The sequence below is a fragment of the Pseudomonas parafulva genome (genome assembly GCF_002021815.1).
GTDB lineage: Bacteria > Pseudomonadota > Gammaproteobacteria > Pseudomonadales > Pseudomonadaceae > Aquipseudomonas > Aquipseudomonas parafulva_B.
Map to the genome: position 1 here is coordinate 116,421 of NZ_CP019952.1, position 26,988 is coordinate 143,408.

Sequence of the window (26,988 nt, forward strand, 5' to 3'; positions counted from 1 at the left end):
TCGATGCCTGATCGCCTGACGGCCTTGCGCCAATTTTTCTACCGTCCCTGGATGCTTGCCGCTTTGGCGGCAATCGCCAGTGCCGCCTTGTTGCTGACCGCCAGCATCGCCATTGCGTTGCAGCAGATGAAACAAAGTGAAAGCGAACAGATGAATGCTCAGGGCGAGCGTTTTCTGGAGCGACTCGAGCAGGTGTTCGGGCAGTTGCGCGAAGGCGTGGACTTGTTGGAGACGCAGCCTTTGCGTGGCTGCGGCCCCGCCATGCTGACGGCCTTGCAGCAGATCGGGTTGAGTTCACGGTTCATCTACGAGGCGGCCTATGTCAACGGTGATGTCGCGTGTTCGAACCGAGGTGACGAGCGGGCTTTCGTGCCGCTGCGCCCGCCAGACATCAAGGGGCCGGTCTACAGCTATTGGCTCAATACCACCACCGAGCCCGACGAAAACCTTGCCGCGCTGATGCTGGGGCGTGGCCGGTTTCTGGTGTCAACCTCCCGCGGGCACCTGACCGATGTGGTGGATTTACCCCCGGGCGGCAGCTTGTTGGTCGTGCTGGATAACGGTGCCCGGGCGATCCCGGTGCTGGGCCCGCCCCAAGTGTGGCCACCGCCTTCTGTGTGGTCGACCAGCCACAAAACGCTGCTGGAGTTCAGCGACCGTCTGATCTATCGCATGCCCACCAAGTCTCCTGATTACCAGTTGGTTCTGATCGCACCACGCGCAAGTCTCCCCCTGCGCATGAATGGCGCCCTGTGGCTGCTGTTTCCAGGAAGCGTACTGGGTGCTTGTTGCATCGGCTGGCTGGTCTTGCAGTTGGCGCAACAGCGACGCTCCATGAGCTCGGAGCTGCAGCAGGCGCTGAGTCGTGGCCAGTTGCAAGTGCTTTACCAGCCGATTTTCGAGCTCGACAGCAGGCGCTGTGTGGGTGCCGAGGCATTGGTGCGTTGGCGTCGGCCCGATGGCAGCTTGACCAGCCCTGAGTTGTTCATCCCGCTGGCCGAAAATACCGGGCAGATCCGTGAGATCACCGACTTCGTCCTGCGACGCGTCCTCGAACAACTCGGCCCGCTGTTGCGCTCACGGCCCATGCTGTACATCTCGGTGAACCTGGCGGCGTGCGACGTGATGGTTCCGCGTGTTGGGGAAGTGGCGGCGCGCTTGCTGGCGCTGCACCGGGTGGCCCCTAGGCAGATCGCCTTCGAGGTGACCGAGCGCGGACTGATCGATGTGGTGGTGGCGCGCGAAAACCTGCAAGCACTGCGCGCCCAGGGCCATCAGGTGCTGATCGACGATTTCGGTACGGGCTACTGCAGCCTGGCCTATCTCCAGACCTTGCCCGTGGATTGCCTGAAAATCGACAAGGCATTCATCGATGCGCTGGGCCACGATGCCGCCAGCAGCGGCGTGGCACCGCATATCATCCGCATGGCCCACGACCTGCATCTGCGGGTGATCGCCGAAGGTATCGAGCGTGAAGACCAGGCACTGCTGCTGCTTGGGGAGGGCGTGAAGTACGGCCAGGGCTGGCTGTTCGCCAAGGCCCTGACGGCCCGTCAGTTCGCCGAGCTTGTCACGCGGGATAAATTGCCACGGGGCAGACAGGCCTGACGCGCTTTGCGAGCATCAGACCGGCAGGGCCAGGTAGAACTGGGTACCTTCACCTGGTCGCGAGAAGACGCCCATGCGCCCACCGTGCAACTGCACGATTTCCTTGCACAAGGCCAGTCCCAGGCCGGCTCCACCTTTCTTGCGCCCTACTTGCACGAACGGCTCGAAGATACGGGCCTGCTGGCCATAGGCGATACCCTCGCCCGTGTCCTCGACACTGATGATCACGCGTTCGGCATGGCGCCGCGCATGCAGGCGGATGCGCCCGCCCTGTGGGGTATGCCTGACCGCGTTGTGCAGCAGGTTGTCCAACACACGGTCGAGCTGGGCAACGTCAGCCTGAATGCGTGGCAATGGCGGTTCCAGGGCCAGGACCAGTTCGATCTGCTTCTGGCCCGCCTGGTCGGCGAAGCGTAATTGCGCCCGCTCCAGCAGTTCATCGACGGCGCAGGGCGCCAGGTCGAGCTTTTGCAGGCCGCTTTGATAGCGGCTGAAGTTGAGCAGGTCATTGATCAACTGGGTCAGGCGCTGCATTTCTTCGCCGATGGTTTCCAGCAGATCGTACTCACGCGCTTCTTCGGGAAACTTGACCCGTTCGCGCAGCAGGCCGAACGCCATGTGCATACCGGTGACAGGCGTGCGCAGCTCGTGGGAGGCGCGGAGCACGAACTCGCTGCGCACCCGCTCGAAGGCACGCTGTTCTGTCACGTCGTGAAGCACCATCACAGCGCCCAGGATCGGGCCCTGGGGATGGCTGACGGGCGTCAGGCTATAGGTCAGCAGACGCGTTTCCTCGTCAACATCAATGTGAAGGTCGTCCGGTTGCCGGTCCAGACTGCCGCCGCGCAGCACCTGGCACAGTTGCTGTTCCAGCTCAGGTCGTTCCAGGGCTTCGGCCAGGCTGCTGCCAACACGGCTGTCGTTCCAGCCCAGTTGGCGTTGAGCAACCGGGTTCAAGTGCTCAAGCAAGCCCTGTCGATCGATGATCAGCAGGCCATCATCGATACTGTCGAGCACGGCTTGCAGCCGCTGCTGCCCGGCGAGCAATTCGTCGACATTGGTGGCCTGGTGCTTGCGCAGGGCGTCGGCCATGATCCCGAAGCGACGCGTGAGCTGGTTCAGCTCGCTAGCTTGAGTGATCGGGAGCGTGACATCGAAATTGCCCTTGCCGAGCTGATCGGCTGCCTTGGCCAGGGCCTCGATGGGCTGCCCGAATCGGCGGGCAATGTTGTGGGCAGTGATAAAGCCCAGAACCAGGACCACCAGGCCCATCAGGCCCAGCACGCCGCCGACCAGCAAGGCGCGGGCACGGCTTTGTTCTTCGCTGCGAGCGATGTTGGCCAGCGCTTGTTTGTGGGAATCGATCAGGTCGGTGCGCACTTGATTGAATGCGGCGCCCAGTGGCTGGTCCACGGCGAGGCTGCGCGAAGGCGCCGGGGTTGCGTGGTAAGCCTCCAGAAATGCCTGGTAGTGGTCGCGGGCTTCGCTGAACCCAGGCCGCTGGCCACCGTCGGCCAGGCTTTGGTCGAGCAGGTGTTGGAAATTGTCTTGCAGTGCTTGCAACTGATCTGGAGCCGTGTCCGTATCCAGCAGCAGAATGAGCTGCTCACCGAGGTTCTGGCGTAGCTTCAACCCCACGTCCAGCGAGTGATTGGTGTCGCGAACCAGCGCCTGTTGGGCCGAAGCCATTTGCAGGACGCTTACCAAGCCAAGCAGCAGCCCCAAAAGGGCGACCGTGACCAGCGCCGAGATGCTGAGAAAGAGCCGCGTGCGCAGCTTCATGGTCGGCCACTTCACAGGTTGTACTGCTTACGCTTGCGATACAGAGTCGACGCGTCGATCCCGAGGGTCTTGGCAGCTTGGTCGAGCGTGTCGCTGGCAGCCAGCACGGCGCCGATATGCGCGCGCTCAAGCTCATCCAGGCTCAAGGCGGCCCCTACACGCGGCGCGTTGCTTGCCGGTTGCTCGCCCATGCCCAGATGGCTGATCTCGACCTTTTCCTGGGGACAGATGATGCTGGCCCGCTCGATCACGTTACGCAATTCGCGAATGTTGCCCGGCCAGCGGTAATTGAGCAGCGCTGCGCGTGCCTCGTCGCTGAAGCCGCGTGCTGGCCTTGAGTATTCCTTGACGAAGCGGGCCAGGAAGCGGTCGGCGAGCGTGAGGATGTCTTCACTGCGCTCGCGCAGGGGCGGCAGGTGCAAGGTGATGACGTTCAGGCGGTAGAGCAAGTCTTCGCGGAAACGGCCCTCGCGCACCATTTCCTCCAGGTTGAGGTTGGTGGCGGCGAGGATGCGCACATCGGCCCGGCGGGTGACGGGGTCGCCGACACGCTCATATTCCTTGTCCTGGATGAAGCGCAGCAACTTGGGTTGCAGGGTCAGGGGGAAGTCACCGATTTCATCGAGGAACAACGTACCGCCGTCCGCCTGGTTGACGCGGCCAAGGGTGCTCTCGCTGGCGCCGGTAAAGGCCCCTCGCGTGTGGCCGAACAGTTCGCTTTCCATCAGCTCGGCATTGAGCGACGGGCAGTTGATGGTCACGCAGGCCTTGCGCGCACGCTTGCTCCAGCCGTGGATGGCGCGGGCCAGCTCACCTTTACCGGTCCCGGACTCGCCCAGGATCAGGATGTTGGCATCTGTGGTTGCTACCTGGCGGGCTGTTTCCAGCACGACCATCATGGCCGGGCTGTGGGAGTCCAGGCCATCCTTGGGCTTGCGCACTTCGCCTTCCAGGGCTTCCAGGCGGGCGGAAAGCTGGCGTACCTCCAGTTGCTTGGCTGTGGCCAGGCGCAACTGGTCAGGACTGCAAGGCTTGACCAGGTAGTCGGCGGCACCGGCTTGAATGGCATCGACCGCCGTGTCGATAGCGGAGTGGGCGGTCACGATGACCACGCGCATCCACGGTGCCTGAACACGCATCTGGGCAAGCACGTCCAGGCCATTGTCCTCGCCCAGACGCAGGTCGAGGAAGCACAGGTCGAACACCTGGCGCTGCAGCAGGCTCTCCGCCTGGGTGGCGCTGTTGGCGGTCGCCACGCTGTAGCCCTCGTCTTCCAGGCAGTAGCGGAAGGTGCGCAGGATCGCGGACTCGTCATCCACCAGCAGAATGCGGCCTTGCTTGTCCTGGGCTGATTCCATGTACCTGCGCTCCTTTTGGAAATATCTTTGTTTAGTGTGGGAAAAATCGGGCAAGTTGCATGGTCAATTCTGAAGGATTCTGCCCTTTGCACGCCAGCGGGTCGACCAAGAAGCTTGAATGCCCCGCGGGGCCGGCAATTTGCTTAGAGAGAGTGGTTGGCACATTGGTTGCGAAGAGTTTCAGATTTTGCCTACAGAAGGAGACTACGACATGCCTTTCGCCTTTCGCGCGCTTGCGCTAGCGGTCAGTTTGCTGCCCTTCGTCGCTATGGCCAGTGACGATCCTGTCCACGATGCTCGCCTGGAAGGTTCGCTGCAGACGGCAGTGTCCTTGAATCGGATCCTCAATCCCTACCGAATCACCGTTAAGGTCAACGGCGCGTCGGCGCGTTTAGCTGGGGAGGTCGAGAATGAGGTTGAGCGACGTTTGGTCGAGGAGGTGGCCTTGGCCACTTCAGGTATCGAGAAGGTAGACAATCAGGTGCAGGTCAATCCTGAGCTGGTCGAGCGTCCACTGGCGTTGCGCGCTTATGCCCAGCGCACGGAGGACGTGACGCTTACGGCAGTCATACGGTCACGGCTGTTGTGGAGCCGCCTGACTGAGAAGGCACCCATAGAGGTACAAAGTGACAGCGGTGTCGTCACGCTCCGGGGGCGGGTAGACAACCCCGAGGCAAAGGAGCTTGCGGGCGTCGTGGCGCGTACGACCGAGGGGGTGTACCTGGTCAACAACCTGATCAGCCTGGACACCGCAGCCATGATCAAAGCTAAAGACCAGCCTGTGGATGCCCCGACCGGACCGCAGCCAAGCGATGCCTGGATCGTCGATAAGGTCCAAAGCAGTTACAGCTTCAGCCGCAACCTTGACGGGCTGAATCTGAAGGTGGTGAGCCAGGATGGCCTGGTCAGACTCTCCGGCGAAGTCGTCAGCCCGGAGCAGAAGAATATCGCGACGGACATCGCCAGACAGATCATTGGTGTGCGTGGGGTCGATGCCGACATGCTCAAGGTGGCAACCAAGGTTGAAGGGTGATCGTGCATTTCGCACGGCCCCCCAGGGGACATCGTGCAGGATACGTGGTAGGTCCTAATGGTTCAATCTTTTAACTCGTTGAAAAATAAGGATATTTTCTAATTTCAAAGCTGGCACGCAGGCTGCAATTACTTGTTCAAGTCTGGACAAAAATCACAGCAGGAGAAGCCGGTATGAACCGCCCATCTGTCAACCGTTTGCACGTTACCGCCCTGCCACTGCGTCAGATCATGTCGCTTGGCATCGCGGTCATGCTGACTTTGGCAGCAGGGCTGTTCTACTACAGTGTGCAAACCGCCCGCCTGGCCGACCAGGTGGCGGCGCAAACCGCCCTGCTGTCGCAGATCCAGAACACCCGCGCCAGTAACCTCGTGCAAGCAGCCGAGCCGCTGCCATCGAAGGGCAAGGCCGAGTCCCCTGCAACCGTTGAACATGTCGTACCACAGGACCGTTGGGTGTTCTGATCACCCTGCTTTTGAAAACAAAGGAGAATCACCATGCTGAGCTGGGCTATCACTTTCCTCATCATCGCCATCGTCGCTGCAGTTCTGGGCTTTGGTGGTATCGCTGGCGCTGCAACGGGTATCGCCAAGATCCTGTTCATCGTCTTCCTGGTTCTTTTCGTTGCTTCGTTCTTCTTTGGACGCGGTCGCAGATGAGCAGGCTGTTACGCAATGCCGTAGCTGGCGTTCTGATGATGAGCGCCACTGCAGCAGCGCTGGCGGCCAATGATGGCCAGCTACGCGTCGATCAATTGCTGGGTAGCGACGCCGAGTACCGGGAATCCTGGCAGGACGCCGTAGAAGGCGAGGAACGCCTGCCCGATTGGGTGTTGAACCTGACGGGAAGTTCGCCTCAGCAGATGTCGGCGGTCACGGAAGACGGTGATAAATACCTCGTAGGCCCGCTCTGCGAAGCCGCGGACAAATGCACTTACAAGCGTTTGATCGTCGCATTCAGCTGGGACAAGGATGACGCCTACGGGATGCTGGTGGAGGTACCGGAAGGCCTGCCCAGCGACAAGTCGCCTACCCGCCATGCGCAGTATCGGTGGCTTGGCAAACCGGACGATGGCATGAAAGCCATGCTCCAGGAGCAACTCAAGCGGGACCCGAACTGGTACTGAGTCGCAAGACCGGCGTGGTTCAGGTTTGGCACTGTCATGAAATAGAAGCTGAACGGCCGTAGGCTTGCAGCCTTCTATGATGCGCCGCTCCGAGGAGGAGCAGCACATGACCAAGGGGCCGGGCTGTTTTGATCGCTACAGGATCGGAGTGGCCTAGGGGTACAGGGAGTGCCTCCACCTGTTGGGCCGGGTCAGGCAAGGCAGAATCGGAAGTTCCAGGTCAGTAGAGCCCTGAACGATCTTCAGGGTGGACCTGGCTTCCGAGGAGCCATCCAGATGGCAGTGCACGATGCACGAAATCCATCTGGGGACACATTTTGTCTCAACCGCGCGTCTTTTTTTTCGTGAGCTGTGCTATCTATATTAGCTGCGTTTGAAGCATTCGGATTGTCGAACAACCAAGCTTCTTTTACTTTCCCCTGCGACTATTTCAGCCGTCATATGGCGTTTATGTCTTGTTCGGGATTCCGAACAGCGCTTCGCAGGACGCCTATTCCCTTCTAGATACCCCATTTTCCCATGCTCAATCGGTATGGGGTATGCGTTTCCGGCATTAGATTTCCCTTCTTCCCATCGCAATAGTTGCGGCCTTTTTCGCCGACCGAGCCCTGCGCTCGTCTGCGCTGTCCTTACAACCCGTCGCTAATCGGCGAATTCACTCCGGGCTTGTGTCCATCTGCTGTCCGGTTGCCGTTAGTCGACATGACCACTACAACAAAGGGTAAAGACATGAAGAAGGCAAAACTGAGCCTCGCCTGGCAGATCGTCATAGGTCTGGTACTGGGCGTTGCAATCGGCGCGCTCCTGAACCACTTCAGTGCAGAAAAGTCCTGGTGGATCAGCAACGTCCTTCAGCCTGCTGGTGATATCTTCATTCGCCTGATCAAGATGATCGTGGTCCCGATCGTGATCTCGTCGCTGATCGTGGGTATCGCTGGGGTTGGCGATGCCAAGAAGCTTGGCAGTATTGGCCTGAAGACCATTCTCTACTTCGAAGTCGTCACGACCATCGCTATTGTTGTGGGCCTGGTGCTTGCCAACCTGTTCCATCCGGGCGCGGGTATCGACATGAGCACCCTCGGTACTGTGGACATCTCCAAGTACCAGGCGACCGCCGCCGAGGTGCAGCATGAGCATGCCTTCATCGAGACCCTGCTCAATCTGATCCCGTCGAATATCTTCGCGGCGCTGATGCGCGGTGAAATGTTGCCGATCATCTTCTTCTCGGTCATGTTCGGCCTTGGCCTTTCGAGCCTGCAAGCCGAGCTGCGCGATCCTCTGGTACGCACCTTCCAGGCCGTATCGGAGACCATGTTCAAAGTCACCCACATGATCATGAAGTACGCGCCGATCGGTGTGTTCGCGCTGATCGCGGTGACCGTTGCCAACTTTGGCTTCAGCTCGTTGCTGCCACTGGCCAAGCTGGTGCTGCTGGTGTATTTCGCCATCGCCTTCTTCGCCTTCATGGTGTTAGGGCTGGTAGCGCGCCTGTTCGGTTTCTCGGTGATCAAGATCATGCGCATCATGAAAGATGAGCTGATCCTGGCCTACTCCACCTCAAGCTCGGAAACCGTCCTGCCACGGGTTATCGAAAAGATGGAGAAGTACGGCGCGCCCAAATCGATCTGCTCGTTCGTGGTACCCACCGGCTACTCGTTCAACCTCGACGGCTCCACCCTGTACCAGAGCATCGCGGCCATCTTCATCGCCCAGCTCTACGGTATCGACCTGTCGTGGAGCCAGCAGTTGCTGCTGGTGCTGACCTTGATGGTGACCTCCAAAGGCATCGCCGGGGTACCAGGCGTTTCGTTCGTGGTGCTGCTGGCCACCCTGGGTAGCGTGGGTATCCCACTGGAAGGCCTGGCGTTCATTGCCGGTGTCGACCGCATCATGGACATGGCGCGCACGGCGCTCAACGTGATCGGCAATGCCCTGGCGGCGCTGGTCATCTCCCGCTGGGAAGGCATGTACGACGCGGCCAAGGGCGAGCTGTACTACGCTTCGCTGATCGCCGAGAAGCCTGAAACTGCCATGGTGGGTGAAGCAGCCAAACGCTGAGGCCAAACCTGTTGGACCCAAAGCCCCGACCCGTCGGGGCTTTTTGTCGTCTGTGGCATCCATACTCACGGCGAGCCGCAGCCAGGGCAGTGTTCGATACGTTATGATTCGGGCATTTTCGGGGAGGTACGTGGATGCTCAACGGCTTATGGCTCGGCTTTTTCCTGGTAGCGGCCATATCTGCCATGGCTCAATGGCTGGTGGGTGGCAACGCCGGCATCTTCGCGGCCATGGTCGAAAGCATCTTCGCCATGGCGAAGCTGTCGGTCGAGGTCATGGTATTGCTGTTCGGCACCCTGACCCTATGGCTGGGCTTTCTGAAGATCGCCGAGCAGGCGGGTATCGTCGAGTGGCTGGCCAAGGTACTGGGCCCCTTGTTCGCACGGCTGATGCCCGAAGTGCCGCCTGGGCACCCTGCGCTGGGGCTGATCACCATGAACTTTGCGGCCAATGGCCTGGGCCTGGACAATGCTGCTACCCCTATCGGCCTGAAGGCCATGCGTGCCCTGCAGACGCTCAACCCCAGCAGCACCACGGCCAGCAACGCGCAGATCCTGTTCCTGGTGCTCAACGCGTCTTCCTTGACCCTGCTCCCTGTAACCGTGTTCATGTACCGCGCCCAGCAAGGCGCGCCCGACCCAACCATGGTGTTCCTGCCTATCCTGCTGGCCACCAGTGTGTCGACGCTGGTCGGGCTGCTGTCGGTCGCGGTGATGCAGCGTTTACGGCTATGGGACCCTGTGGTGCTGGCGTACCTGGTACCCGGCGCGTTGCTGCTGGGGGGCTTCATGGCCTTTCTCGGCACGCTGTCGGCAGCCGCGCTGGCCAGCTTGTCCTCGATCCTGGGCAACCTCACGCTGTTCGGGGTGATCATCGTCTTTTTGATCATCGGCGCGCTCAAGCGGGTCCAGGTCTACGAAGCATTCGTCGAAGGGGCGAAGGAGGGCTTCGACGTTGCCAAAAGCCTGCTGCCCTACTTGGTGGCGATGCTGGTGGCGGTCGGTGTACTGCGCGCATCCGGGGCGCTTGAGGTGGCGTTGGACGGTATCCGCCATGCGGTGAACTGGATGGGCCTGGATACGCGCTTTGTCGAAGGGCTGCCAACTGCCCTGGTCAAGCCGTTTTCCGGCAGTGCTGCACGGGCAATGCTGATCGAGACCATGCAGGCCCAGGGTGTTGACAGCTTCCCTGCCTTGGTCGCAGCGACCATTCAGGGCAGTACCGAAACCACGTTCTACGTCCTGGCCGTGTACTTCGGCGCCGTGGGCATTCAACGGGTGCGCCATGCCGTGGGGTGTGCACTGTTGGCCGAGTTTTCCGGTGTGGTGGCAGCGATCTGCGTTTGCTACTGGTTCTTCGGCTGACCGGCGTTTCTGGCGGTACACGATGCGCCGCTCATGAAGCGGCGGCATCCTCGACTACCTTGAAGCGCAGTACACCGATCACCTGGCCATCCTCAGTCAGTACCCTCACCTGCCAACGCCCTACCGGGTTGGGCGGGAAGTTCTGCTTGTGGGTCCAGGCTCGATAGCCTTCCTTGCGCCCACCGTGAATGTCTAGGGCGATACGGTCCACTTCCTGCCCGTCTTTCTGCCATACATGGTAGATCCGCTCATTCAGGCCGCGCGGCGCGTTGATGGCGGTGTAGGCGTAAAGGCCGCTGCTGCGAATACGGCTGGCAGCGATTTTATCCAGTGAATCTCCCGGCTCACGGTTAATGACCTCGGTGCTCACGGCGACTTCGGTCATCCACAAGGTGGCCGGCGGCACCCAGGAGCGCAACAACCAACCCCCGCCACCGACGGCCAGCGTGATTACCACCAGGGCGACACCGCGTCGCCAGTTGCTGACCGGAAAACTGCTGACCAGGCTCGGGAAGGACAAGGCCATGGCGATGATCAGGGCCAGCTTGAAGCTTTGCGCGGTGGTGAGGTGAAGGATGATCGGCAGGGCAGTCAGCAAGGCGGCGAACAGGGTCAGGGTGTGAAGCGCCATGAACAGCCAGCGCCGCGGCGCGAGCCAGCGGTAGTACAGCGGGTCGATGATCGAAACCAGTCCGGCGGCGCCCAGCAAGCCTGTGAAGATCGACTGGCCGCTGTTCCAGGTGGTGGTGATGAAGAAAAACGGCAGTACGAAGAACAGGGATTCCTGATGGATCATCTGCGTGGCATAGCGCAACAGCGGCTGGGGTATTTCACGCTTGAAGGTACGCGTGAACAGGCGGGTGAGCGTGCTTTCGAGCATCAGCCAGACCCAGCTGACCAGCAGCAGGACGGCGATCCAGCTGGCGAGGCCCGCCTGCCGGTCGACCAGGATGAAACTGCCTACACCTGATAGAAAACCACCCAAGGCAATGACGCCCGGATAGCGTTTGAGCAGTTCGATGATGCGCTGGGCGATCTTAGGTATTGGGGGCATGGGGCTGCAATGCTTGGAGTGGCTAGGAGGCGGCCCTTGCATGCACGACGCGGGCATTGAAAGGATACCGCCGTTTCACATGTGCCGAGTAGCACCGCCTGGCTTGTCAGGGGCCTGTCGACGCCAGCGCAGAAGGCATGCGGCGAGCAGCAACCCTGCCAGCAGGAACGACAGGCCATAGAGCTCGTCGTACCCGAGCAGCGGTTTTTCGATACGAATGTAGCCTTCATGGGCGAGCAACTGCTCGAGCGCCTGGTTGGCTTGCTCCAGGGTCACGCGCTGCAACTGACGCACAGGGCTGGCGAAGCGGCCGTCGGTGTAGTCGTTCAGTGCGCCCCAGTAATAATCGGCAAGGGCACTGTTGCCCTGGGTTGCCCAACTTTCCTTGGCGATGCTCGCTTGCTTGATGCGGGCAAAGGTGTCCGGGTCCAGGCCCTGCTCGCGCAAGTGATCGAACAAGCGCCGCATGACCTCGATCGCCCTTCCTATATCATCGCGCTCAAGGTCGGCGTTGAGGCTGAGCAGGCCGGTATCACCGAAGCTCTCGCGCTGGACCGAGGGCCCATAGGACAGGCCATTGCGCAGGCGCAGCTGGTCATATACTGCCCAGTCCAGGTAACGGGAGAGCAGATCCAGGGTGGCCTGGTGGTCGTTGTCCAGCACCGGCTCGATGAACAGCCAGTGGAGTTTGGCCGTGTCGCCCAGCCAGCCGTGCATCAGGTCGCGCCGTTGCTTGGCTTCTTGGCTGATCGATTCCAGGTCGCGGCGGTCTTCCGGCTCGGTGGCCGGGAGTTCGCCGAAGGTTCTTTCCAGGTAGGCGGGCAACAGGCGGTCCAGCCCTCCCACCATGATCAGTGTCATGTTGTTGGCCGCGTACCAACGCTCGCGCAGGCCCTGGACCTGTTCGAGGGTCATGTCGTCGAGATTGGAACGCTCGGGGCATTTCAAGCCCAATTCCGTTGCCAATTGCTGCCCGGCGGGGTGACCGATGTCTTGCCGGTCCAGCCAGCGCTGTAGATGCCCGTAGTGGCCACCGTCCTCACGCTCAATGATGCGCTTGGCAGTCGCCAGGGCCTTGGCGTCGATCTGGGTGTCGCGAATGATCGACAGCAACAGGTCGAGTACCTTGCGCTGATTGCGTGCGGGCGCCTCGATCACGAACGTGGTGTCGGCATTGCCCGTGAACGCATTCCATTCGCCACCCAGTGCCTGCAGGCGCTCTTCGAGGCCTCCTTCGCCCGTATCATCCACCCCATTGAACAGCAAGTGCTCCAACAGGTGCGGCAGTTCCTTCTGGTCACAGCCGAAGTCGTCCAGGCCCACGCCCACGACCAGGCGAATGGACACATGGTCGCGTTCGTAGCCGTCCTTGAGGATGACCTGCAGGCCGTTGGGCAGCAGGTAGCCCTCCACGCGAGCGCGGTCCAGGGCAAAGGAGCAGAGGCTAAACATCAGCAGGCAGATGAACATCAGGCAACGCATGGGCGAGCGGGGGTCCTCAGGTCGGCGACATCACGGCAGAGGGGCTTCGTCCGGCACGCTGTCGAGCATCAGCCCGCCCGTGTCCGAGCCGCCCAGTACCACATAGGCACTGCTGCAGAACAAAGAGTTCAACCGCTTCATGTCGGCGATGAGCTCCAGGTGGATGGAGCTGGTCTCGATGCTCTGTACCACTTTGCGCTGCAGGCGGCTGACATGGGCATGGGCCAGGCGCCGCTCCTGGGCGCGAAAACGACGCTTCTCGCGCAGCAGCAGACGCGCGCTTTCCGGGTCGGCGCTGAGGAATACCGAGAGGCCAAGGCGCAGATTGGCCAGCAATTGCTCTTGCAACCCGGTCAGTTCTTCCAGCCCCATTTGGGAAAAGGCGCGTCGTTGGCTGGTCTTCTGCTGCTGGACTTTGCGCAACATGCGTTCGATCAGGTCGCAGGCCAGCTTGAGGTTGATCGCCAGCTCGATGATCTCAGCCCAGCGACGGTTGTCGTGTTCGCTGAGATCCTCGCGGGTCATCTGCGCCAGGTATAACTTGATGGCGCTGTACAGGCCCTCGGCATCCTCCCCAAGTGCACGCACCTGCTGAGGCAGTGCAGCCTGGGTGCCGCGCAGTGCGCCAAGCATGGCTTCGAGCAAGTTGTCGACGATATCCCCCAGGCGCAACGTCTCCCGGGCAGCATTGGCCAGCGCCAGACTGGGCGTTTCCAAGGCCGAGGCGTCGAGATGGCGCGGGCGTATCTGCCCGTTGTCGCGCTCGCGCTCTGGCAACAGGCTGTTGCACAGCCGTCCCATGGGCTTGACCGTAGGTAGCATGATCAGGCAACGGGCAGTGTTGTAGAGCAAGTGGAAGCCGATGACCAGCTCCTGCGGGCTGAAACTCAGTGTGTCCATCCAGTCCACCAGCGGGTGGAGCACAGGGATGATCAACAGCAGGCCGATCAGCTTGTACAGCAGGCTGCCCAGCGCCACGCGGCGGCCAGCAGCGTTCTGCATGCTGGTGCTGATGAACGCCAGCAGGCCGCTACCAATATTGGCGCCGACCACCAGGCCTATGGCCACGGGCAGGCTGATCACCTCGGCCCCTGCCAGTGTGGCGGTGAGCAGGACGGCGGCCAGGCTCGAATACGACACCATGGCGAACAATGCACCGACCAGGGCATCGAGCAGAATGTCGCCGGTCAGGGAGGCGAAAAGCACCTTTACGCCCTGGGCATGGGTGATGGGGGCAGCTGCCTGGACGATCAGTTCCAGCGCCAGGATGATCAGGCCCAGGCCGATGCCGACGCGGCCAAGTTGGCCAGCACGGGTCTGCTTGCGTGAAAGGAAGAAGATCACCCCCAGGAAAATCAGCAGGGGCGAAAGCCAGGACAAGTCGAAGGTCAGTACACGGGCCATGAGCGCGGTGCCCACGTCAGCCCCTAACATGATGGCCAGCGCCGGGGTCATGGCCATGAGGCCCTGGCCCACGAATGAGGTGACCAGCATTGCGGTTGCGTTGCTGCTCTGCACCATTGCAGTGACGAGAATGCCCGCGATGAAGGCCAGCGGACGTTTGTCCATGTTCTGGCCGATGATGCGTCGCAGGTCCGAACCGAATACCCGCAAAATGCCGGTTCGCACGATGTGCGTGCCCCACACCAGCAATGTGACTGCCGAAAGCAGGTTGAGTAGGGTCAGCATGACGAGAGCCCCCTGATTGCACCGGCCAAGCTGGCCAGTCGAAAAGACGTGGGCGCAGTGCTATTTGCACAGGCCTGTTCAAGCTTTAGTTCTAATATGCCGCTGCCGCCAGCTTCGCATGGCTGTCATGATTTTCAAACATCCGCGGCCAGGGCTGCGGGATGCGCAAAGGGCCCCGCAGAGCCCTATATTTCGTGACGCGCGTGGTTATTGACCCGGCACATCCTTGCGCAGTTTCACGGCCTCGTGTTCCTTGCCGGCTTTGCGTGCCAACGACGTACGCATGCGGATATTGATGGCTTCGACCGCCAGGGAGAAGGCCATGGCGAAGTAAACGTAGCCTTTAGGGACATGCACATCGAATGCTTCGGCGATCAGCACGGTACCTACCACGATCAGGAACGACAACGCGAGCATCTTCAACGAAGGGTGCTTGTCGATGAAGTCGGCAATGGTGCCGGCGCACGCCATCATGACCAGCACGGCGACGATGATTGCGGCGATCATCACCGGCACGTGCGACACCATCCCGACAGCGGTAATCACCGAATCGAGCGAGAAAACAATGTCGATGATCGCGATCTGGATGATGGTGTAGAGGAACTTGCCGCCAGAGCCCTTGGGTTCATCGGCGTTTTCTTCTTCGCCTTCCAGGCCATGGTAGATCTCCTGCGAGCTTTTCCAGAGCAGGAACAGGCCGCCAAAGAACAGGATCAGGTCACGTCCGGATATGCCCTGCCCCAGGACCACGAACAGATCGTCCGTCAGGCGCATTACCCAGGTGATGGACAGCAGCAGCATGATGCGGGTCACCATGGCCAGGGCCAGGCCGAAGATCCGGGTACGCGGCTGCATGTGCTTGGGCATGCGGCTGACCAGGATCGAGATCATGATGATGTTGTCGATACCCAGAACGATTTCAAGCGCGGTCAGGGTGAAAAAGGCAACCCAGATTTCCGGGCTGGTCAGCCATTCCATGTGTTTTCCTTTGAGCGGTATAGGCAATGCGCCTGCATCGAGGCGCATTGCGGTGGAGAGAGGTCTGTTATCAGAGACTGCTGAACAGCGGGAAAATGCCCATCATCAGCGCGGCGAACATTATGCACAGGCACACCAGCACTGCCCACTTGAGCGTGAAGCGTTGGTGATCCCCGAATTCGATGCCGGCCAGGGCGACCAGCAGGTAAGTCGAGGGTACCAGCGGGCTCAGCAGGTGTACCGGCTGCCCGACGATGGATGCACGGGCCATTTCGACCGGGCTGATGCCATAGTGGCTTGCCGCTTCGGCCAGCACCGGCAGGACACCGTAGTAGAAGGCGTCGTTGGACATGAAGAAGGTAAAGGGCATGCTCACGATCGCCGTGATCACCGCCAGGTACGGGCCCAGGGCTTCGGGAATGACGGCCAGCAGGCTTTTGGACATGGCATCGACCATGCCGGTGCCTGATAGGATGCCGGTGAAGATGCCTGCGGCGAAGATCAGACCGGTGACCGCCAGCACGCTGCCGGCGTGGGCTGCAATACGGTCTTTCTGTTGTTGCAGGCATGGGTAGTTGACGATCATGGCGATGCTGAAGGCGATCATGAACAGCACTGGCAGCGGCAGCAGGCCGGCGATGAGGGCTGCCATCAATGCAGCGGTCAGTGCGCCATTGAAGTACAGCAGCTTAGGCCGGCGTGCCTCTGGATATTGCGAGACGCTGATGTCGCTGTGATCGACATCGTCGGTTGGCAGGTGCAGCTCGCCCAAGCGGGCACGTTCGCGTTTGCCGTACAGGTAGGCAATGGCCAGAATTGCCACTACGCCGAACAGCATCGCTGGGATCATGGGCACGAAGATATCGGAAGGGTCCACGTGCAAGGCGCTGGCCGCCCGCGCTGTGGGCCCGCCCCATGGCGTCATGTTCATGACCCCGCCGGCAAGAATGATGAGCCCCGCCATGATGCGCGGGCTCATGCCCAGGCGGCTGTACATGGGCAGCATGGCCGCACAGCAGATCATGTAGGTGGTGGCGCCGTCACCGTCCAGCGATACCACCAGGGCCAGCACGGCGGTACCTACCGACACTTTGAGCGGGTCGCCCTTGACCAGCTTGAGGATCTTTCGCACCGCAGGGTCGAAAAGGCCGGAGTCGATCATCAGGGCAAAGTAGAGAATGGCGAACATCAGCATGACGCCGGTGGGCGCCAGCTTGCTGATGCCCTCGAGCATCATGGGGCCGATCTTGCTGGCGAAACCGCCGAAGATGGCGAACAGAATGGGCACAAGGATCAGCGCGATCAAGGCCGACAGGCGCTTGGTCATGATCAGGTACATGAACGTGACGACCATGGCGAAGCCGAGGAAGGTCAGCATGGCAATACTCCAGGCGAGGCGCGACGAAAAAGAAGACGGTTCGGGCGGGTCAGCGTGCAGGACGCTGTGCGTGGAGTGGGTCGAACAAGACTGAGAGAAGTCGGGCACGGAAAGGCATCGGTATCACCATTGTTGTTGTTGGATGCGCCGGGCGGGGCACGTACCTCGCCCTGGCTGACCGGTCTGTGCCGGCAATGGGGCTATCCTATGCGCGCAAGCTTTCAGCCAGCTTTCGCTCGAACAAGGGTGACAAAAGGTAGGGAAGGCGCGTGAGTGGGCTGTGGTGGCCGCTACAGCTGCAGCCCACCCGCTGCCTTGTGCAATGCGCGAAGATGCTCTCCAATGTGCTTCACGTTGGCTTCGACTGCCGCTATCTGGCTCGCACGGGAAGGCTCCAGTAGCGCCCTCACCTCCTTGTCCAGGTTGGTACTCAAGCGCAGCAGCTGCGCCTGGCGTTCGCTGCTGACCTTTTCCAGGTGAACCCGCTCTGCTTGCTGCGGCAGCCCGTAGCCGGTGGTATCGAGCAGTTCAGCCGGGCGGCTCAGGAAACCGCTGTTGGCGAGCATCTGCTTGAGGGTGGCATCGGCCTTGTCGACGCTGCCATCCTTGAGCGCTGCGGCATTGAGGTAGCGTTGCTTGACCTCGTCCTGGGCCAATAGCAGTTGCCGTCGCAGGCCCGCCTGTTCCAGAAGCAGCAAGGCTGCACTGGTGCGCAGGTCAGCCTGGTCGAACCAGGGCTTGCGTTGTTCGGCGTCCAGGGCCAACCAATCCTCCACCTTGGTCTGCTTCACCGGCAGCTGCTTCTTCAGGACGTCGAACATGGCCTGATAACGGTCGCGGTACGAGTCGAAGCGGTAGCCCAGGCGCAGTGCCTCTCGCGGATCGTCCAGCACGCTGGTGTCAGCCAGCCCACGCCCGTCGAGCACGGCCAGCAGGCCATTGGGCATGATGCTGTCGAGGTCGTTGAGTTTTGGGTTGGCGGTACCGCTGCGCAGCAGCTTCAGCGATTCCACCGCGCAGTTATTGGACAGGAACCAGTAGTTGCCGTCGTAGCTCCAGTGCATCTCGGCGGCCTGGCGGACCAGGTTCTCGATCTCCTCTCGATTGAGCTTGAGCGGCACCGAGGCCAGGCTGCGCAGTTCGGTCTTGGTGTATTCATCGATGACCTGCCCCAGCGGCAGCACGAACAACCGCGAGGGGTAGACGCCGACCAGCCCATCCCAACTGGACAACTGGACGTCGTTGACGAAAGCGCGGTACGAGAGCACCAGGCTTTGATCGAGATCCAGGCGGCAGTCCGGGCCTCGTGGCCGGCCGGGTTTGCAGATGACCAAGCGCAGCATGCTGTGCCCCCAGCGGCTGACCAGGTTCTGGTTGGCCTCGGCCAGCAGGTAATCCACCTCGTACACCCGCTCGGGGTCGACTTCACCCAGGGGTTGGCGCGCGAAGTCGCTACCGGCATTGATGAACGGCAGGCCCTTGGCGCAGGCGTCCTGGGGTGGGCTCCAGCCAAAATGTTGTGTCAGGTACCGATTGAGCGCGGGGCGGCGACAGCCATAGCTAGGGTCGAGAAGGAAGTACTCCATATTGACCGCGACGTATTCCTTCGGGCTGCTCAGCTCGTAGCGGTCGGGGCTGCGCACGAACTGGCCGTTATGCTGTTCGCGTTCGCCGCGCCGGCCTACGTACTGGGGCCAGCCGGCGAGGTCCAACAGACGTGGGTCATCGCTGAGCGTGAACCGTCGCCCCGCCTGGCCGCGACACTCTCCGGGCAGGCCGATGTTCCCGACAGTGCCTTGCAGGCGGTTGCATCGAGTGAGCACGGCATGCTGTTCCCCCGGCCATAACCGGGCGCGGTCGTAGATATGAGTGAGCTCGTGCACCACGGTCGCCAACAGTTCGTTGCGCACAGTGCCATGGGGCCGATGCGTCAGCTCGGTGGTCGCGGTGCCGTCGGAAAGGCTTGGCAGCAGGCGCCGATTGAGCATCAAGCTGGATACCAGTGATGCCTGGCCGTAGGCGTCAGGCGGCATCTGGTCGCTCCAACTGACGCTGACGGTGCGATCAAGCCGCTGTTTGAACGAGGGTGGCAGGCTAGCCATCGCTTGGTCGAGCAGCGCCTGGCTGGCGCTGACCTGCTGCGGGGTCAGGTCGGCGGTTTGCAGGTCAAGGTGCAAGTCTGCGAGCGCGGGCGTGCCAAGCAGTGTCAGAAGGCCGCCGAACCACCCGGCACGCAGTAACTTCACAGCGCGAGAATAGCTTCGGCCAATACCTGATCACTGGCATCGCGTGCCTGCGGTACACGCTCGCGCAACGTCGTGAACGCCGCTTCCAGTTGCGCGCCACGGATATCGCCGTTACTGGCTACGAAGCTGGCTGCATCGTCGTGAGCTTCACGTACCACTTTGGAATCGCGAATGGATGTCGTGGTATCTGACGTGAAGTCGATCGAACGGCCAAAGGCGCGCACGATGATGTTGCTGGTGGCCACCAAGGTCTGGGCCTGGGCCAGGTCGGCCAGCAGAAACATGCCGAGAGTAGCGGCAATCAGCGGTTTACGCATGGAGCATCTCCGAAAATACTGGGAGGAAAAGGATACTCATTCGACGAGGATTGCTCGCGCCAGTTCCAGGTCGCTGGCAGAGCGCGCGGGTTTATGCACGCGAATGGCTTCAAGGGCTGCCTCAAGCCGTGCGCCGCGCACACGACCGTCGGTGGCAACGAACACTGCCGCATCGTCGCGCGCTGCGCTTATGAGCTTGCGATCAAAAGGTGCAGTGGTGACCTGGGTCGTGACGTAACCCGAGATCACCAGGCCTTGGGTAGTGGTGTCCAGCGCGTGAGCCGTGGCTATGCCTGCGATCCAGAGCAGGGGTAATAGCAGAAAACGCATGAGCGATCAGCTGGGGGCGGCCTGCTGACTCAGAGAGCCAGGATGGCTTGAGCCAGCTGCTCGTCGCTGGCGTGCAAGGCAGGTGCCTGGGCACGGATGTGAACCAGCGCGCTTTCGAGTTTGGCGCCTCGGATGCTGCCCTGGCTGGCGACGAAGCTGGCGGCGTCGTCGCGGGCTGCTTGCACGATTTTGTTGTCGCGCAAAGATGAAGACGCATCGGAGGTGGCGTTGGTAGAGGCAGCGACGCCTCGTACCACGGTGTCGGTGGTGACGACGAAACTGCTGGCACTGGCTGTACCAGCCAGGCCAAGCATCAGCGCAGCGCCAATGAGGTAATTACGGGTCATGAACGTTAGCTCCTGGTGTAAGGAAATCCAGCTGGGAACGTGGGCAACGGCCCTTGCCTAGGGTATGACAGTCGGTTCTACCAGACAGTTAAGCGAAGCGTATCACGCTGTGCTGTATCAAGATGTTAATGATAGAGCGCCGCTCAACTGTTATGCCTGATAAATAAATTGAAGGAACTGTACCGTTCGCGCGAATTTTCTTTAAAGCAGAAGCAAAAAACCCGTCGCAGGGCCCTGCGACGGGTTTTTGAGATTAACGCTGCCAGTCAGGCTGGCCCAGGCGATTAGCGCCAGAAAGGCTTGCTCAACTCTTCGTAGCGCTGCGATTCGCTGATACCGGCGTCTGCCAGTAGGCGTGCATCCAGGCGAGCCAGTTGACGACGGCTGGCCATACGACGCTGCCAAAGCAGCAGAGTGGAAGCTACGCGCAGGGGGAACGAAGCGTTGGATTGCTTGGCGGTGCTTTCAAAAACCAGACCGGAACTGAGGGTACGTTCCATGATGATCATCCTTCCGCTTATGGCGGCATTAGATAGTGATTTAACTGATGCCAATGATCCTCCCCTCTTGTCCATAACAGTAGATACAGTTGCAGGTAAAGACGGCAAGCCAGTTAACTGTGTAACGCTACTGTTGCACTCGAAAGTGACTTAACTGTACTGGTGCGCACAAATATGGTGCAAGTTTATACAATTTGCTTGGCTCGTTGACAGGCTTGAGTGTAAAAACCAGTACAGTAGTACAGTTCTATAGAGTCTTGCTGGTATCTGTTTCGTTGAGCACGCAAAAAAGGGTCGCTAAGCGACCCTTTGAGGTTTGTGCGTACTTCAGAGCGTGTTACAGGGCAAGCATGCGACCTGTTTCTTCGAGGTTTTCATGCCATGCCAGCGCTTCACGCAAGATGTGCGGCGTGTGCCCGCCCCGCAGGCAAGCGCGCTCGAAGTAGTCGTTCAAGGCCGCGCGATAGTCAGGGTGCACGCAGTTGTCGATGATCGCCCTGGCACGTTCCCGAGGAGCCAGGCCGCGCAAGTCGGCCAGACCTTGCTCGGTGACCAGAATGTCCACGTCATGCTCGGTATGGTCCACATGGCTGACCATAGGGACCACACTCGAGATGGCGCCGCCCTTGGCAATCGACTTGGTCACGAATACGGCCAGGTGTGCATTACGGGCGAAGTCGCCGGAACCCCCAATGCCGTTCATCATTCGGGTGCCGCAGACATGCGTGGAGTTGACGTTGCCATAGAGGTCGAACTCCAGGGCAGTGTTGATACCAATGATGCCAAGGCGCCGAACCACTTCGGGGTGGTTGGAGATTTCCTGCGGGCGCAGCACCAGCTTGTCCTTGTACTTTTCCAGGTTGCCGAACACGTCGGCGTTGCGACGACTGGACAGGGTGATGGAGCTGCCGGAGGCGAAGCGCAGCTTGCCCGCATCGATCAAGTCGAAGGTGGAGTCCTGCAGCACCTCGGAGTACATGGTCAGGTCTTCGAACGGCGAGTCGATGAGCCCGCACATCACGGCGTTGGCAATGCTGCCGATCCCCGCCTGCAAGGGGCCCAACCGGTTGGTCATGCGCCCTGCTTCCACCTCTTTCTTCAGGAAGCTGATCAGGTGGTCGGCAATGCCTTGGGTTTCGTCATCGGGTGGCAGCACCGTCGAGGGCGAATCGGGCTGGTCACTGATGACGATGCCCACGATCTTGGCAGGGTCGATGGCAATGGCGGTACTGCCGATGCGGTCGTCTACCTTAACCAATGGGATGGGCGTACGAGTAGGACGATATGTAGGTATATAGATGTCGTGCAGCCCTTCCAGATTCGGGTTGTGCGACAAATTGATCTCGACGATCACTTTCTTGGCAAAGATCGCAAAGCTTGCCGAGTTGCCAACCGAGGTGGTCGGCACAATATGCCCCTGCTCGGTGATGGCCACCGCTTCGATCACGGCAATGTCGGGCAGCTTCAGTTGCTGGTTGCGCAGTTGCTCGACGGTCTCCGACAGGTGCTGGTCGATGAACATGACCTTGCCATCGTTGATGGCCTTGCGCAGCGTACTGTCCACCTGGAATGGCATGCGGCGGGCCAGTACACCGGCTTCGGTCAGCTGTTTGTCCAGGTCGTTGCCAAGGCTCGCGCCGGTCATCAGGCTGATTTGCAGTGGCGACTGCTTGGCGCGTTCGGCCAGCGCGTGGGGGACGGCCTTGGCTTCACCGGCGCGGGTGAAGCCGCTCATGCCGACGGTCATGCCGTCCTCGATCAGGCCAGCGGCGTCGGCCGCACTCATTACCTTGCTATGCAGGGAGGACAAGCGGATGCGATCACGGTACATGGATTGTTATCTCGGGCTACTAAGCTACTGCAGCGCAGTCTAGTGATTTAGACCGGTGCCGTCCCGCGACCATGGTCGTATTACCCTCGCCGCTACATGGCCGTTGATCCGGATCAATAAATGAAAAAGCCCTGGCCGTTACCGACCAAGGCTTCTCGTTCATAGGGTCAGAACCGAACCTGCCTCACTCCACGGCCTTGACCATGTCTTCGATGACCTTCTTGGCATCGCCGAATACCATCATGGTCTTGTCGAGGTAGAACAGCTCGTTGTCCAGGCCGGCGTAGCCGCTGGCCATGGAGCGCTTGTTGACGATGATGGTCTTGGCTTTGAAGGCTTCGAGAATCGGCATGCCGGCAATGGGTGACTTGGGGTCATTCTTGGCGGCCGGGTTGACCACGTCGTTTGCGCCCAATACCAGGACTACGTCGGCCTGGCCGAACTCGGCATTGATGTCTTCCATCTCGAACACTTGATCGTAGGGTACTTCGGCTTCTGCCAACAGCACGTTCATGTGCCCGGGCATGCGTCCTGCCACCGGGTGAATGGCGTATTTGACGGTGACGCCGTTGTGCGTGAGCTTCTCGGTCAGTTCCTTGAGTGCGTGCTGGGCGCGGGCTACGGCCAGGCCATAGCCGGGAACGATGATCACGCTGTCGGCGTTGCTGAGCAGGAAGGTCGCATCGTCGGCCGAACCGGATTTCACCGGGCGCTGCTCCGTGGACCCTTGGGCAGCGCCAGCTTCGGCATCACCACCAAAGCCGCCCAGGATGACATTGAAGAACGAGCGGTTCATGGCCTTGCACATGATGTAGGACAGAATCGCCCCGGACGAGCCTACCAGCGAACCGGCGATGATCAACATGGAGTTGTTCAGCGAGAAGCCGATCCCTGCCGCCGCCCAGCCCGAGTAGCTGTTGAGCATCGACACCACTACCGGCATGTCCGCCCCGCCGATCGGGATGATGATCAGCACGCCCATGATGAACGCCAGAACCAGCATGAGGGTGAAGGCGCTGTAGTGGCCGGTGAAGGTGAACAGCAGCCCCAGCGCAATGGTAGTCAGGCCGAGAATGAGGTTGAGCTTGTGCTGACCGGCAAACTGTACCGGCGCACCCTGGAACAGGCGGAACTTGTATTTGCCCGACAGCTTGCCGAAGGCGATCACCGAGCCCGAGAAAGTAATGGCACCAATGGCTGCCCCCAGGAACAGCTCCAGGCGGTTGCCCGTAGGGATCGAATCGCTGATGGCGGCGACGATGCCCATCGACTGGGGCTCGAGCACCGCGGCAATGGCGATGAATACCGCAGCAAGGCCGATCATGCTGTGCATGAAGGCGACCAGCTCAGGCATCTTGGTCATCTCGACCCGTTTGGCCATCACTGAGCCCGCGGTGCCGCCCACCAACAACCCGACGATCACATAGCCGATACCGGCCGTGGCCAGCTCAGCGCCGAGCTTATAGATGAGGCCGACCGTGGTGAGGATCGCGATACCCATGCCGATCATGCCGAACAGGTTGCCGCGCCGGGATGTAGTGGGATGGGACAGGCCCTTGAGCGCCTGGATGAAACACACCGAAGCGACCAGATACAGAAGCGTTACCAGATTCATGCTCATGCTGACTTCTGCCCCTCGTTCTTGACCTTTTTCTTGAACATTTCAAGCATGCGGCGGGTGACCAGGAACCCGCCAAACACGTTGACTGCAGCCAGGGCCACGGCGAGCGTGCCCATCACCTTTCCGGCAGGTGTGACCGTCAGCGCAGCGGCGAGCATGGCACCAACGATAACGATGGCCGATATTGCGTTGGTGACTGCCATCAGCGGGGTGTGCAAGGCCGGTGTGACGTTCCAGACCACGTGATAACCCACATAAATGGCCAGCACGAAAATGATGAGGTTATAAATGCCATGGGAAATCAGCATGTCTTCCATTTGTCGTGCTCCTCAGCCGTTCTTGCGGACGATTTGACCGTCGCGGCACATCAGGCAGGCCGCGACAATGTCGTCTTCGAGGTTGATGGTCAGGGCGCCGTCCTTGTCGAACAGCAGTTTCGTGAAGTCCAGCAGGTTGCGTGCGTAAAGGGCCGAAGCGTCCGCTGCGACCAGGGCTGGCAGGTTCGTTGGGCCTACGATGGTGACACCATGGGCATGCACGACCTCGTCGGCCACGGTCAATGGACAGTTGCCGCCTTGGGCCGCTGCCAGGTCGATGACCACCGAACCTGATTTCATCTGGGCAACCGTGTCGGCGCTCAACAGGGTAGGCGCCTTGCGGCCCGGGATCAGTGCGGTGGTAATGACGATGTCTGCTTGCCGAGCGCGCTCGTGTACGGCCTGAGCCTGGCGCTGCATCCAGCTTGCCGGCATGGGCCTTGCGTAGCCGCCGACGCCTTGGGCGCAGTCGCGCTCCTCATCGGTCTCGTACGGTACATCGATGAACTTGGCACCGAGCGATTCGATCTGCTCCTTCACCGCAGGGCGCACGTCCGATGCCTCGATGACGGCGCCAAGACGCTTGGCCGTCGCAATCGCTTGCAGCCCCGCCACCCCTGCCCCCAGGATCAAGACGCGCGCGGCCTTCACCGTGCCGGCGGCTGTCATCAGCATCGGCATGAAGCGCGGATAGTGATGCGCGGCCAGCAATACAGCCTTGTAGCCGGCGATGTTGGCTTGGGACGAAAGCACGTCAAGGCTTTGTGCCCGGGAAGTTCGGGGCGCGGCCTCCAGCGCAAAAGCCGTGAGGCCGCGCGCGGCCATTTTGGCGATAACGTCGTTGTTGAACGGGTTGAGCATGCCGACCAGAAGGCTGCCGCTGCTCATCAGCGCCAGTTCATCATCGGTTGGCGCGACTACCTTGAGCACCAACTGCGCGCCATAGGCTTCAGCCGCCGAGCCTAGGCGGGCACCGACAGCTTCATAGGCGCTGTCCGGAATGCTGGCATTGACCCCAGCGCCTTGCTGGACCGTAACCTGATGACCCTGACCTATCAGTTTCTTGATGGTTTCAGGCGTCGCGGCGACCCTTGTCTCGCCGGCCTGCGTCTCGAGCGGAACACCAATGTGCACGACTATTTCTCCTGCGATGACCTTTTTTATATTTTTGAGGCCAGCGCACTTCGTAGGGTGCGCCGGAGCGGCTAAGGGCCTTACCGCCCAATCCTGGGCGGGCACAGCATTTTGCAGACGAACCGAACGGGCTTCAATAGAATTTGGAGCGAAACCAAACAATAACTACAAGTCACCATGTGACCAGATGTCGCAGCTAATCTGTCACAAGCGCTCAAGCATCTTTATTCGCCAGGTTATGGCGATTTTCAGCGGAAAATCTGAATTTTTCGCGTGTAGGCAGGCGAATGTCGCAAACAGAGTCCTGATTAAAGAACGCGGGAGCACTTTATCACCGTCAGAAGCATTGCAATATGGTTATTTAAATGCGACAGATAATTATATCTGTAGGTGTAAATTATAATTGACTACGGGGTCAGCTTTCTTTGGTGTCCGCGAAGTTCGCCGCCTGCGCCACTAGCCATTCACGAAATGCATCCAGCGTGGTCGATTCGACCTTGCGCTCCGGAATCATCAGATAGTAGGCCCTGTCGCTACGTAGAACATGCCTGTTAGCGACCACCAACCTACCCTCGCCGAGCTCGCGTTGAATCAGAAAGGGTGGAATGAGCGCGACCCCCATTGCGTGCATGGCCGCTTGTGCGAGCATTGAAAAAAGCTCAAGGCGGGGGCCGGTCATGTCGGTTGCTACAGAAATGCCGACGCTACTGAACCACTGGCGCCACGCATAGGGCCGGGTGCTTTGCTGCAGCAGGGGGAGTTGTGCAATGTCGTGAGCCTGGAGGGTTTGCCTGCCACCGAGCAATGCGGGGCTGCAGACAGGGACAGGATTTTCACCCATCAGCCTGTGCGACCGAGTGCCTGACCAATCACCGTCACCAAAGTAGATGGCGGCATCGAAGCTGGTATCGGCAAATAGGAAAGGCCTTGTGCGATTGGTCAGGTTGACCGTGACATCGGGTTGGCGCTGCTGGAAATCCATCAAGCGCGGCAGCAACCATTGAGTGCCGAACGTGGGCACCACTGCAAGCTCGATCACGCTGGCGCCCTGCTGACGCATCACCGACAGCGTATCGCGCTCTACCGCATCGAGTTGCGCCGCCACTTGCCGGCTGTAGGACAGCCCTGCCTCGGTTAGCTTCACGCCCCGGTGTGAGCGGCGGAACAACTCGACGTTCAAAAAGCCCTCAAGGCTGCCGATCTGCCTGCACACAGCGCCTTGGGTCAGCGACAGTTCCTGGGCAGCCTTGGTGAAGCTTTCGTGGCGTGCGGCAGCCTCGAAGCAAACCAGGGCGGTAGTGCTGGGTATCTTCCGACGCATGCCTATCCCTCACTCGTGGATGATCGATTTTTGGGTTTTCACTTATTTATGAGTGAGAAAATAGCACTCCTGGGTGCACAAACGTCGTTTGTCCTCGCCGTTTGCCCGGCCTAG

At 60.5% G+C, this 26,988-nt stretch carries 24 protein-coding genes; 7 read left to right on the top strand and 17 right to left on the bottom strand.

What is annotated here, in order from left to right:
- The first annotated feature begins 3 nt into the window (after positions 1-3).
- Positions 4-1,608 (top strand): EAL domain-containing protein, encoded by a 1,605-nt coding sequence (locus tag B2J77_RS00580; protein WP_078477788.1) that lies wholly within the window; start codon positions 4-6, stop codon positions 1,606-1,608.
- Positions 1,609-1,623: 15 nt separating this feature from the next.
- On the opposite strand, the gene B2J77_RS00585 is transcribed toward B2J77_RS00580, so the two are convergent.
- Together B2J77_RS00585 and algB are read right to left on the bottom strand one after the other, a co-directional pair.
- Positions 1,624-3,390: a KinB sensor domain-containing domain gene (locus B2J77_RS00585; protein ID WP_058638795.1), complete on the bottom strand. Its 1,767-nt coding sequence runs from the start codon at positions 3,388-3,390 to the stop codon at positions 1,624-1,626.
- Positions 3,391-3,401: 11 nt separating this feature from the next.
- Complete coding sequence (algB, locus tag B2J77_RS00590; protein ID WP_023532715.1) at positions 3,402-4,748, bottom strand: sigma-54-dependent response regulator transcription factor AlgB; 1,347 nt, start codon at positions 4,746-4,748, stop codon at positions 3,402-3,404.
- A gap of 211 nt (positions 4,749-4,959) precedes the next feature.
- On the opposite strand from algB, the gene B2J77_RS00595 reads away from it, so the two are divergent.
- The 6 genes from B2J77_RS00595 to B2J77_RS00620 all read left to right on the top strand — a co-directional run bounded on the left by B2J77_RS00595 (position 4,960) and on the right by B2J77_RS00620 (position 10,329).
- Positions 4,960-5,781, top strand: coding sequence for a BON domain-containing protein (locus B2J77_RS00595; RefSeq protein ID WP_058638705.1), 822 nt, complete (start codon positions 4,960-4,962; stop codon positions 5,779-5,781).
- Between the two features lie 173 nt (positions 5,782-5,954).
- Positions 5,955-6,245: a hypothetical protein gene (locus B2J77_RS00600; protein ID WP_058603694.1), complete on the top strand. Its 291-nt coding sequence runs from the start codon at positions 5,955-5,957 to the stop codon at positions 6,243-6,245.
- A gap of 33 nt (positions 6,246-6,278) precedes the next feature.
- Positions 6,279-6,440, top strand: a complete 162-nt coding sequence (locus B2J77_RS00605) for a DUF1328 domain-containing protein (RefSeq protein WP_023532363.1) — start codon at positions 6,279-6,281, stop codon at positions 6,438-6,440.
- Complete coding sequence (locus B2J77_RS00610; protein ID WP_078477789.1) at positions 6,437-6,907, top strand: inhibitor of vertebrate lysozyme family protein; 471 nt, start codon at positions 6,437-6,439, stop codon at positions 6,905-6,907. The genes B2J77_RS00605 and B2J77_RS00610 overlap by 4 nt, the downstream gene beginning before the upstream one ends.
- Before the next feature lie 729 nt (positions 6,908-7,636).
- Positions 7,637-8,965: a glutamate/aspartate:proton symporter GltP gene (gene gltP / locus B2J77_RS00615; RefSeq protein WP_078477790.1), complete on the top strand. Its 1,329-nt coding sequence runs from the start codon at positions 7,637-7,639 to the stop codon at positions 8,963-8,965.
- A gap of 134 nt (positions 8,966-9,099) precedes the next feature.
- A complete protein-coding gene (locus B2J77_RS00620; RefSeq protein WP_023532681.1) occupies positions 9,100-10,329 on the top strand; it encodes a nucleoside recognition domain-containing protein in 1,230 nt (409 codons plus the stop codon).
- A gap of 31 nt (positions 10,330-10,360) precedes the next feature.
- On the opposite strand, the gene B2J77_RS00625 is transcribed toward B2J77_RS00620, so the two are convergent.
- From B2J77_RS00625 to B2J77_RS00695, 15 genes are all read right to left on the bottom strand, one after another.
- Positions 10,361-11,383, bottom strand: a complete 1,023-nt coding sequence (locus B2J77_RS00625) for a DUF5924 family protein (protein WP_058638702.1) — start codon at positions 11,381-11,383, stop codon at positions 10,361-10,363.
- A gap of 75 nt (positions 11,384-11,458) precedes the next feature.
- Positions 11,459-12,865, bottom strand: a complete 1,407-nt coding sequence (locus B2J77_RS00630; protein ID WP_078477791.1) for a M16 family metallopeptidase — start codon at positions 12,863-12,865, stop codon at positions 11,459-11,461.
- Positions 12,866-12,895: 30 nt separating this feature from the next.
- On the bottom strand, positions 12,896-14,554 hold the full coding sequence (locus tag B2J77_RS00635) for a Na/Pi cotransporter family protein (protein ID WP_058638700.1): 1,659 nt from the start codon (positions 14,552-14,554) through the stop codon (positions 12,896-12,898).
- Positions 14,555-14,761: 207 nt separating this feature from the next.
- Entirely contained in the window at positions 14,762-15,532 is a 771-nt protein-coding gene (locus tag B2J77_RS00640; protein WP_027913220.1) for a TerC family protein, read from the bottom strand.
- Positions 15,533-15,602: 70 nt separating this feature from the next.
- The gene (locus B2J77_RS00645) at positions 15,603-16,910 is read right to left on the bottom strand and encodes a CitMHS family transporter (RefSeq protein WP_058638698.1); all 1,308 of its coding nucleotides are present in this window, start codon (positions 16,908-16,910) and stop codon (positions 15,603-15,605) included.
- Between the two features lie 290 nt (positions 16,911-17,200).
- On the bottom strand, positions 17,201-19,156 hold the full coding sequence (locus tag B2J77_RS00650; RefSeq protein ID WP_078477792.1) for a DUF4105 domain-containing protein: 1,956 nt from the start codon (positions 19,154-19,156) through the stop codon (positions 17,201-17,203).
- Entirely contained in the window at positions 19,153-19,473 is a 321-nt protein-coding gene (locus B2J77_RS00655) for a DUF2388 domain-containing protein (RefSeq protein ID WP_058603703.1), read from the bottom strand. The genes B2J77_RS00650 and B2J77_RS00655 overlap by 4 nt, the downstream gene beginning before the upstream one ends.
- A 36-nt stretch (positions 19,474-19,509) precedes the next feature.
- Positions 19,510-19,803 carry a DUF2388 domain-containing protein gene (locus tag B2J77_RS00660; protein ID WP_058638696.1) on the bottom strand — a complete coding sequence of 98 codons (294 nt, stop codon included), beginning with the start codon at positions 19,801-19,803 and terminating at the stop codon, positions 19,510-19,512.
- Between the two features lie 29 nt (positions 19,804-19,832).
- Positions 19,833-20,150 (bottom strand): DUF2388 domain-containing protein, encoded by a 318-nt coding sequence (locus tag B2J77_RS00665; protein ID WP_058638695.1) that lies wholly within the window; start codon positions 20,148-20,150, stop codon positions 19,833-19,835.
- 284 nt (positions 20,151-20,434) lie between these two features.
- The gene (locus B2J77_RS00670) at positions 20,435-20,650 is read right to left on the bottom strand and encodes a DUF1127 domain-containing protein (RefSeq protein WP_027913215.1); all 216 of its coding nucleotides are present in this window, start codon (positions 20,648-20,650) and stop codon (positions 20,435-20,437) included.
- Positions 20,651-20,987: 337 nt separating this feature from the next.
- Positions 20,988-22,481: an acetyl-CoA hydrolase/transferase family protein gene (locus tag B2J77_RS00675; RefSeq protein ID WP_058603706.1), complete on the bottom strand. Its 1,494-nt coding sequence runs from the start codon at positions 22,479-22,481 to the stop codon at positions 20,988-20,990.
- A 184-nt stretch (positions 22,482-22,665) separates the two neighbouring features.
- The gene (locus B2J77_RS00680; protein WP_078477793.1) at positions 22,666-24,102 is read right to left on the bottom strand and encodes an NAD(P)(+) transhydrogenase (Re/Si-specific) subunit beta; all 1,437 of its coding nucleotides are present in this window, start codon (positions 24,100-24,102) and stop codon (positions 22,666-22,668) included.
- On the bottom strand, positions 24,099-24,419 hold the full coding sequence (locus B2J77_RS00685; protein WP_023532697.1) for an NAD(P) transhydrogenase subunit alpha: 321 nt from the start codon (positions 24,417-24,419) through the stop codon (positions 24,099-24,101). The genes B2J77_RS00680 and B2J77_RS00685 overlap by 4 nt, the downstream gene beginning before the upstream one ends.
- Before the next feature lie 12 nt (positions 24,420-24,431).
- Positions 24,432-25,553, bottom strand: a complete 1,122-nt coding sequence (locus B2J77_RS00690; RefSeq protein ID WP_078477794.1) for a Re/Si-specific NAD(P)(+) transhydrogenase subunit alpha — start codon at positions 25,551-25,553, stop codon at positions 24,432-24,434.
- Positions 25,554-25,968: 415 nt separating this feature from the next.
- Positions 25,969-26,874 (bottom strand): LysR family transcriptional regulator, encoded by a 906-nt coding sequence (locus tag B2J77_RS00695; protein ID WP_078477795.1) that lies wholly within the window; start codon positions 26,872-26,874, stop codon positions 25,969-25,971.
- Positions 26,875-26,988: the final 114 nt, after the last annotated feature.

Excerpts from the sequence above, each read along its gene's own strand:
- B2J77_RS00580 (WP_078477788.1), top strand. The coding sequence starts at position 4 with ATGCCTGATCGCCTGACGGCCTTGCGCCAATTTTTCTACCGTCCCTGG.
- B2J77_RS00585 (WP_058638795.1), bottom strand. The coding sequence starts at position 3,390 with ATGAAGCTGCGCACGCGGCTCTTTCTCAGCATCTCGGCGCTGGTCACG.
- algB (WP_023532715.1), bottom strand. The coding sequence starts at position 4,748 with ATGGAATCAGCCCAGGACAAGCAAGGCCGCATTCTGCTGGTGGATGAC.
- B2J77_RS00595 (WP_058638705.1), top strand. The coding sequence starts at position 4,960 with ATGCCTTTCGCCTTTCGCGCGCTTGCGCTAGCGGTCAGTTTGCTGCCC.
- B2J77_RS00600 (WP_058603694.1), top strand. The coding sequence starts at position 5,955 with ATGAACCGCCCATCTGTCAACCGTTTGCACGTTACCGCCCTGCCACTG.
- B2J77_RS00605 (WP_023532363.1), top strand. The coding sequence starts at position 6,279 with ATGCTGAGCTGGGCTATCACTTTCCTCATCATCGCCATCGTCGCTGCA.
- B2J77_RS00610 (WP_078477789.1), top strand. The coding sequence starts at position 6,437 with ATGAGCAGGCTGTTACGCAATGCCGTAGCTGGCGTTCTGATGATGAGC.
- gltP (WP_078477790.1), top strand. The coding sequence starts at position 7,637 with ATGAAGAAGGCAAAACTGAGCCTCGCCTGGCAGATCGTCATAGGTCTG.
- B2J77_RS00620 (WP_023532681.1), top strand. The coding sequence starts at position 9,100 with ATGCTCAACGGCTTATGGCTCGGCTTTTTCCTGGTAGCGGCCATATCT.
- B2J77_RS00625 (WP_058638702.1), bottom strand. The coding sequence starts at position 11,383 with ATGCCCCCAATACCTAAGATCGCCCAGCGCATCATCGAACTGCTCAAA.
- B2J77_RS00630 (WP_078477791.1), bottom strand. The coding sequence starts at position 12,865 with ATGCGTTGCCTGATGTTCATCTGCCTGCTGATGTTTAGCCTCTGCTCC.
- B2J77_RS00635 (WP_058638700.1), bottom strand. The coding sequence starts at position 14,554 with ATGCTGACCCTACTCAACCTGCTTTCGGCAGTCACATTGCTGGTGTGG.
- B2J77_RS00640 (WP_027913220.1), bottom strand. The coding sequence starts at position 15,532 with ATGGAATGGCTGACCAGCCCGGAAATCTGGGTTGCCTTTTTCACCCTG.
- B2J77_RS00645 (WP_058638698.1), bottom strand. The coding sequence starts at position 16,910 with ATGCTGACCTTCCTCGGCTTCGCCATGGTCGTCACGTTCATGTACCTG.
- B2J77_RS00655 (WP_058603703.1), bottom strand. The coding sequence starts at position 19,473 with ATGCGTAAACCGCTGATTGCCGCTACTCTCGGCATGTTTCTGCTGGCC.
- B2J77_RS00660 (WP_058638696.1), bottom strand. The coding sequence starts at position 19,803 with ATGCGTTTTCTGCTATTACCCCTGCTCTGGATCGCAGGCATAGCCACG.
- B2J77_RS00665 (WP_058638695.1), bottom strand. The coding sequence starts at position 20,150 with ATGACCCGTAATTACCTCATTGGCGCTGCGCTGATGCTTGGCCTGGCT.
- B2J77_RS00670 (WP_027913215.1), bottom strand. The coding sequence starts at position 20,650 with ATGGAACGTACCCTCAGTTCCGGTCTGGTTTTTGAAAGCACCGCCAAG.
- B2J77_RS00675 (WP_058603706.1), bottom strand. The coding sequence starts at position 22,481 with ATGTACCGTGATCGCATCCGCTTGTCCTCCCTGCATAGCAAGGTAATG.
- B2J77_RS00680 (WP_078477793.1), bottom strand. The coding sequence starts at position 24,102 with ATGAGCATGAATCTGGTAACGCTTCTGTATCTGGTCGCTTCGGTGTGT.
- B2J77_RS00685 (WP_023532697.1), bottom strand. The coding sequence starts at position 24,419 with ATGGAAGACATGCTGATTTCCCATGGCATTTATAACCTCATCATTTTC.
- B2J77_RS00695 (WP_078477795.1), bottom strand. The coding sequence starts at position 26,874 with ATGCGTCGGAAGATACCCAGCACTACCGCCCTGGTTTGCTTCGAGGCT.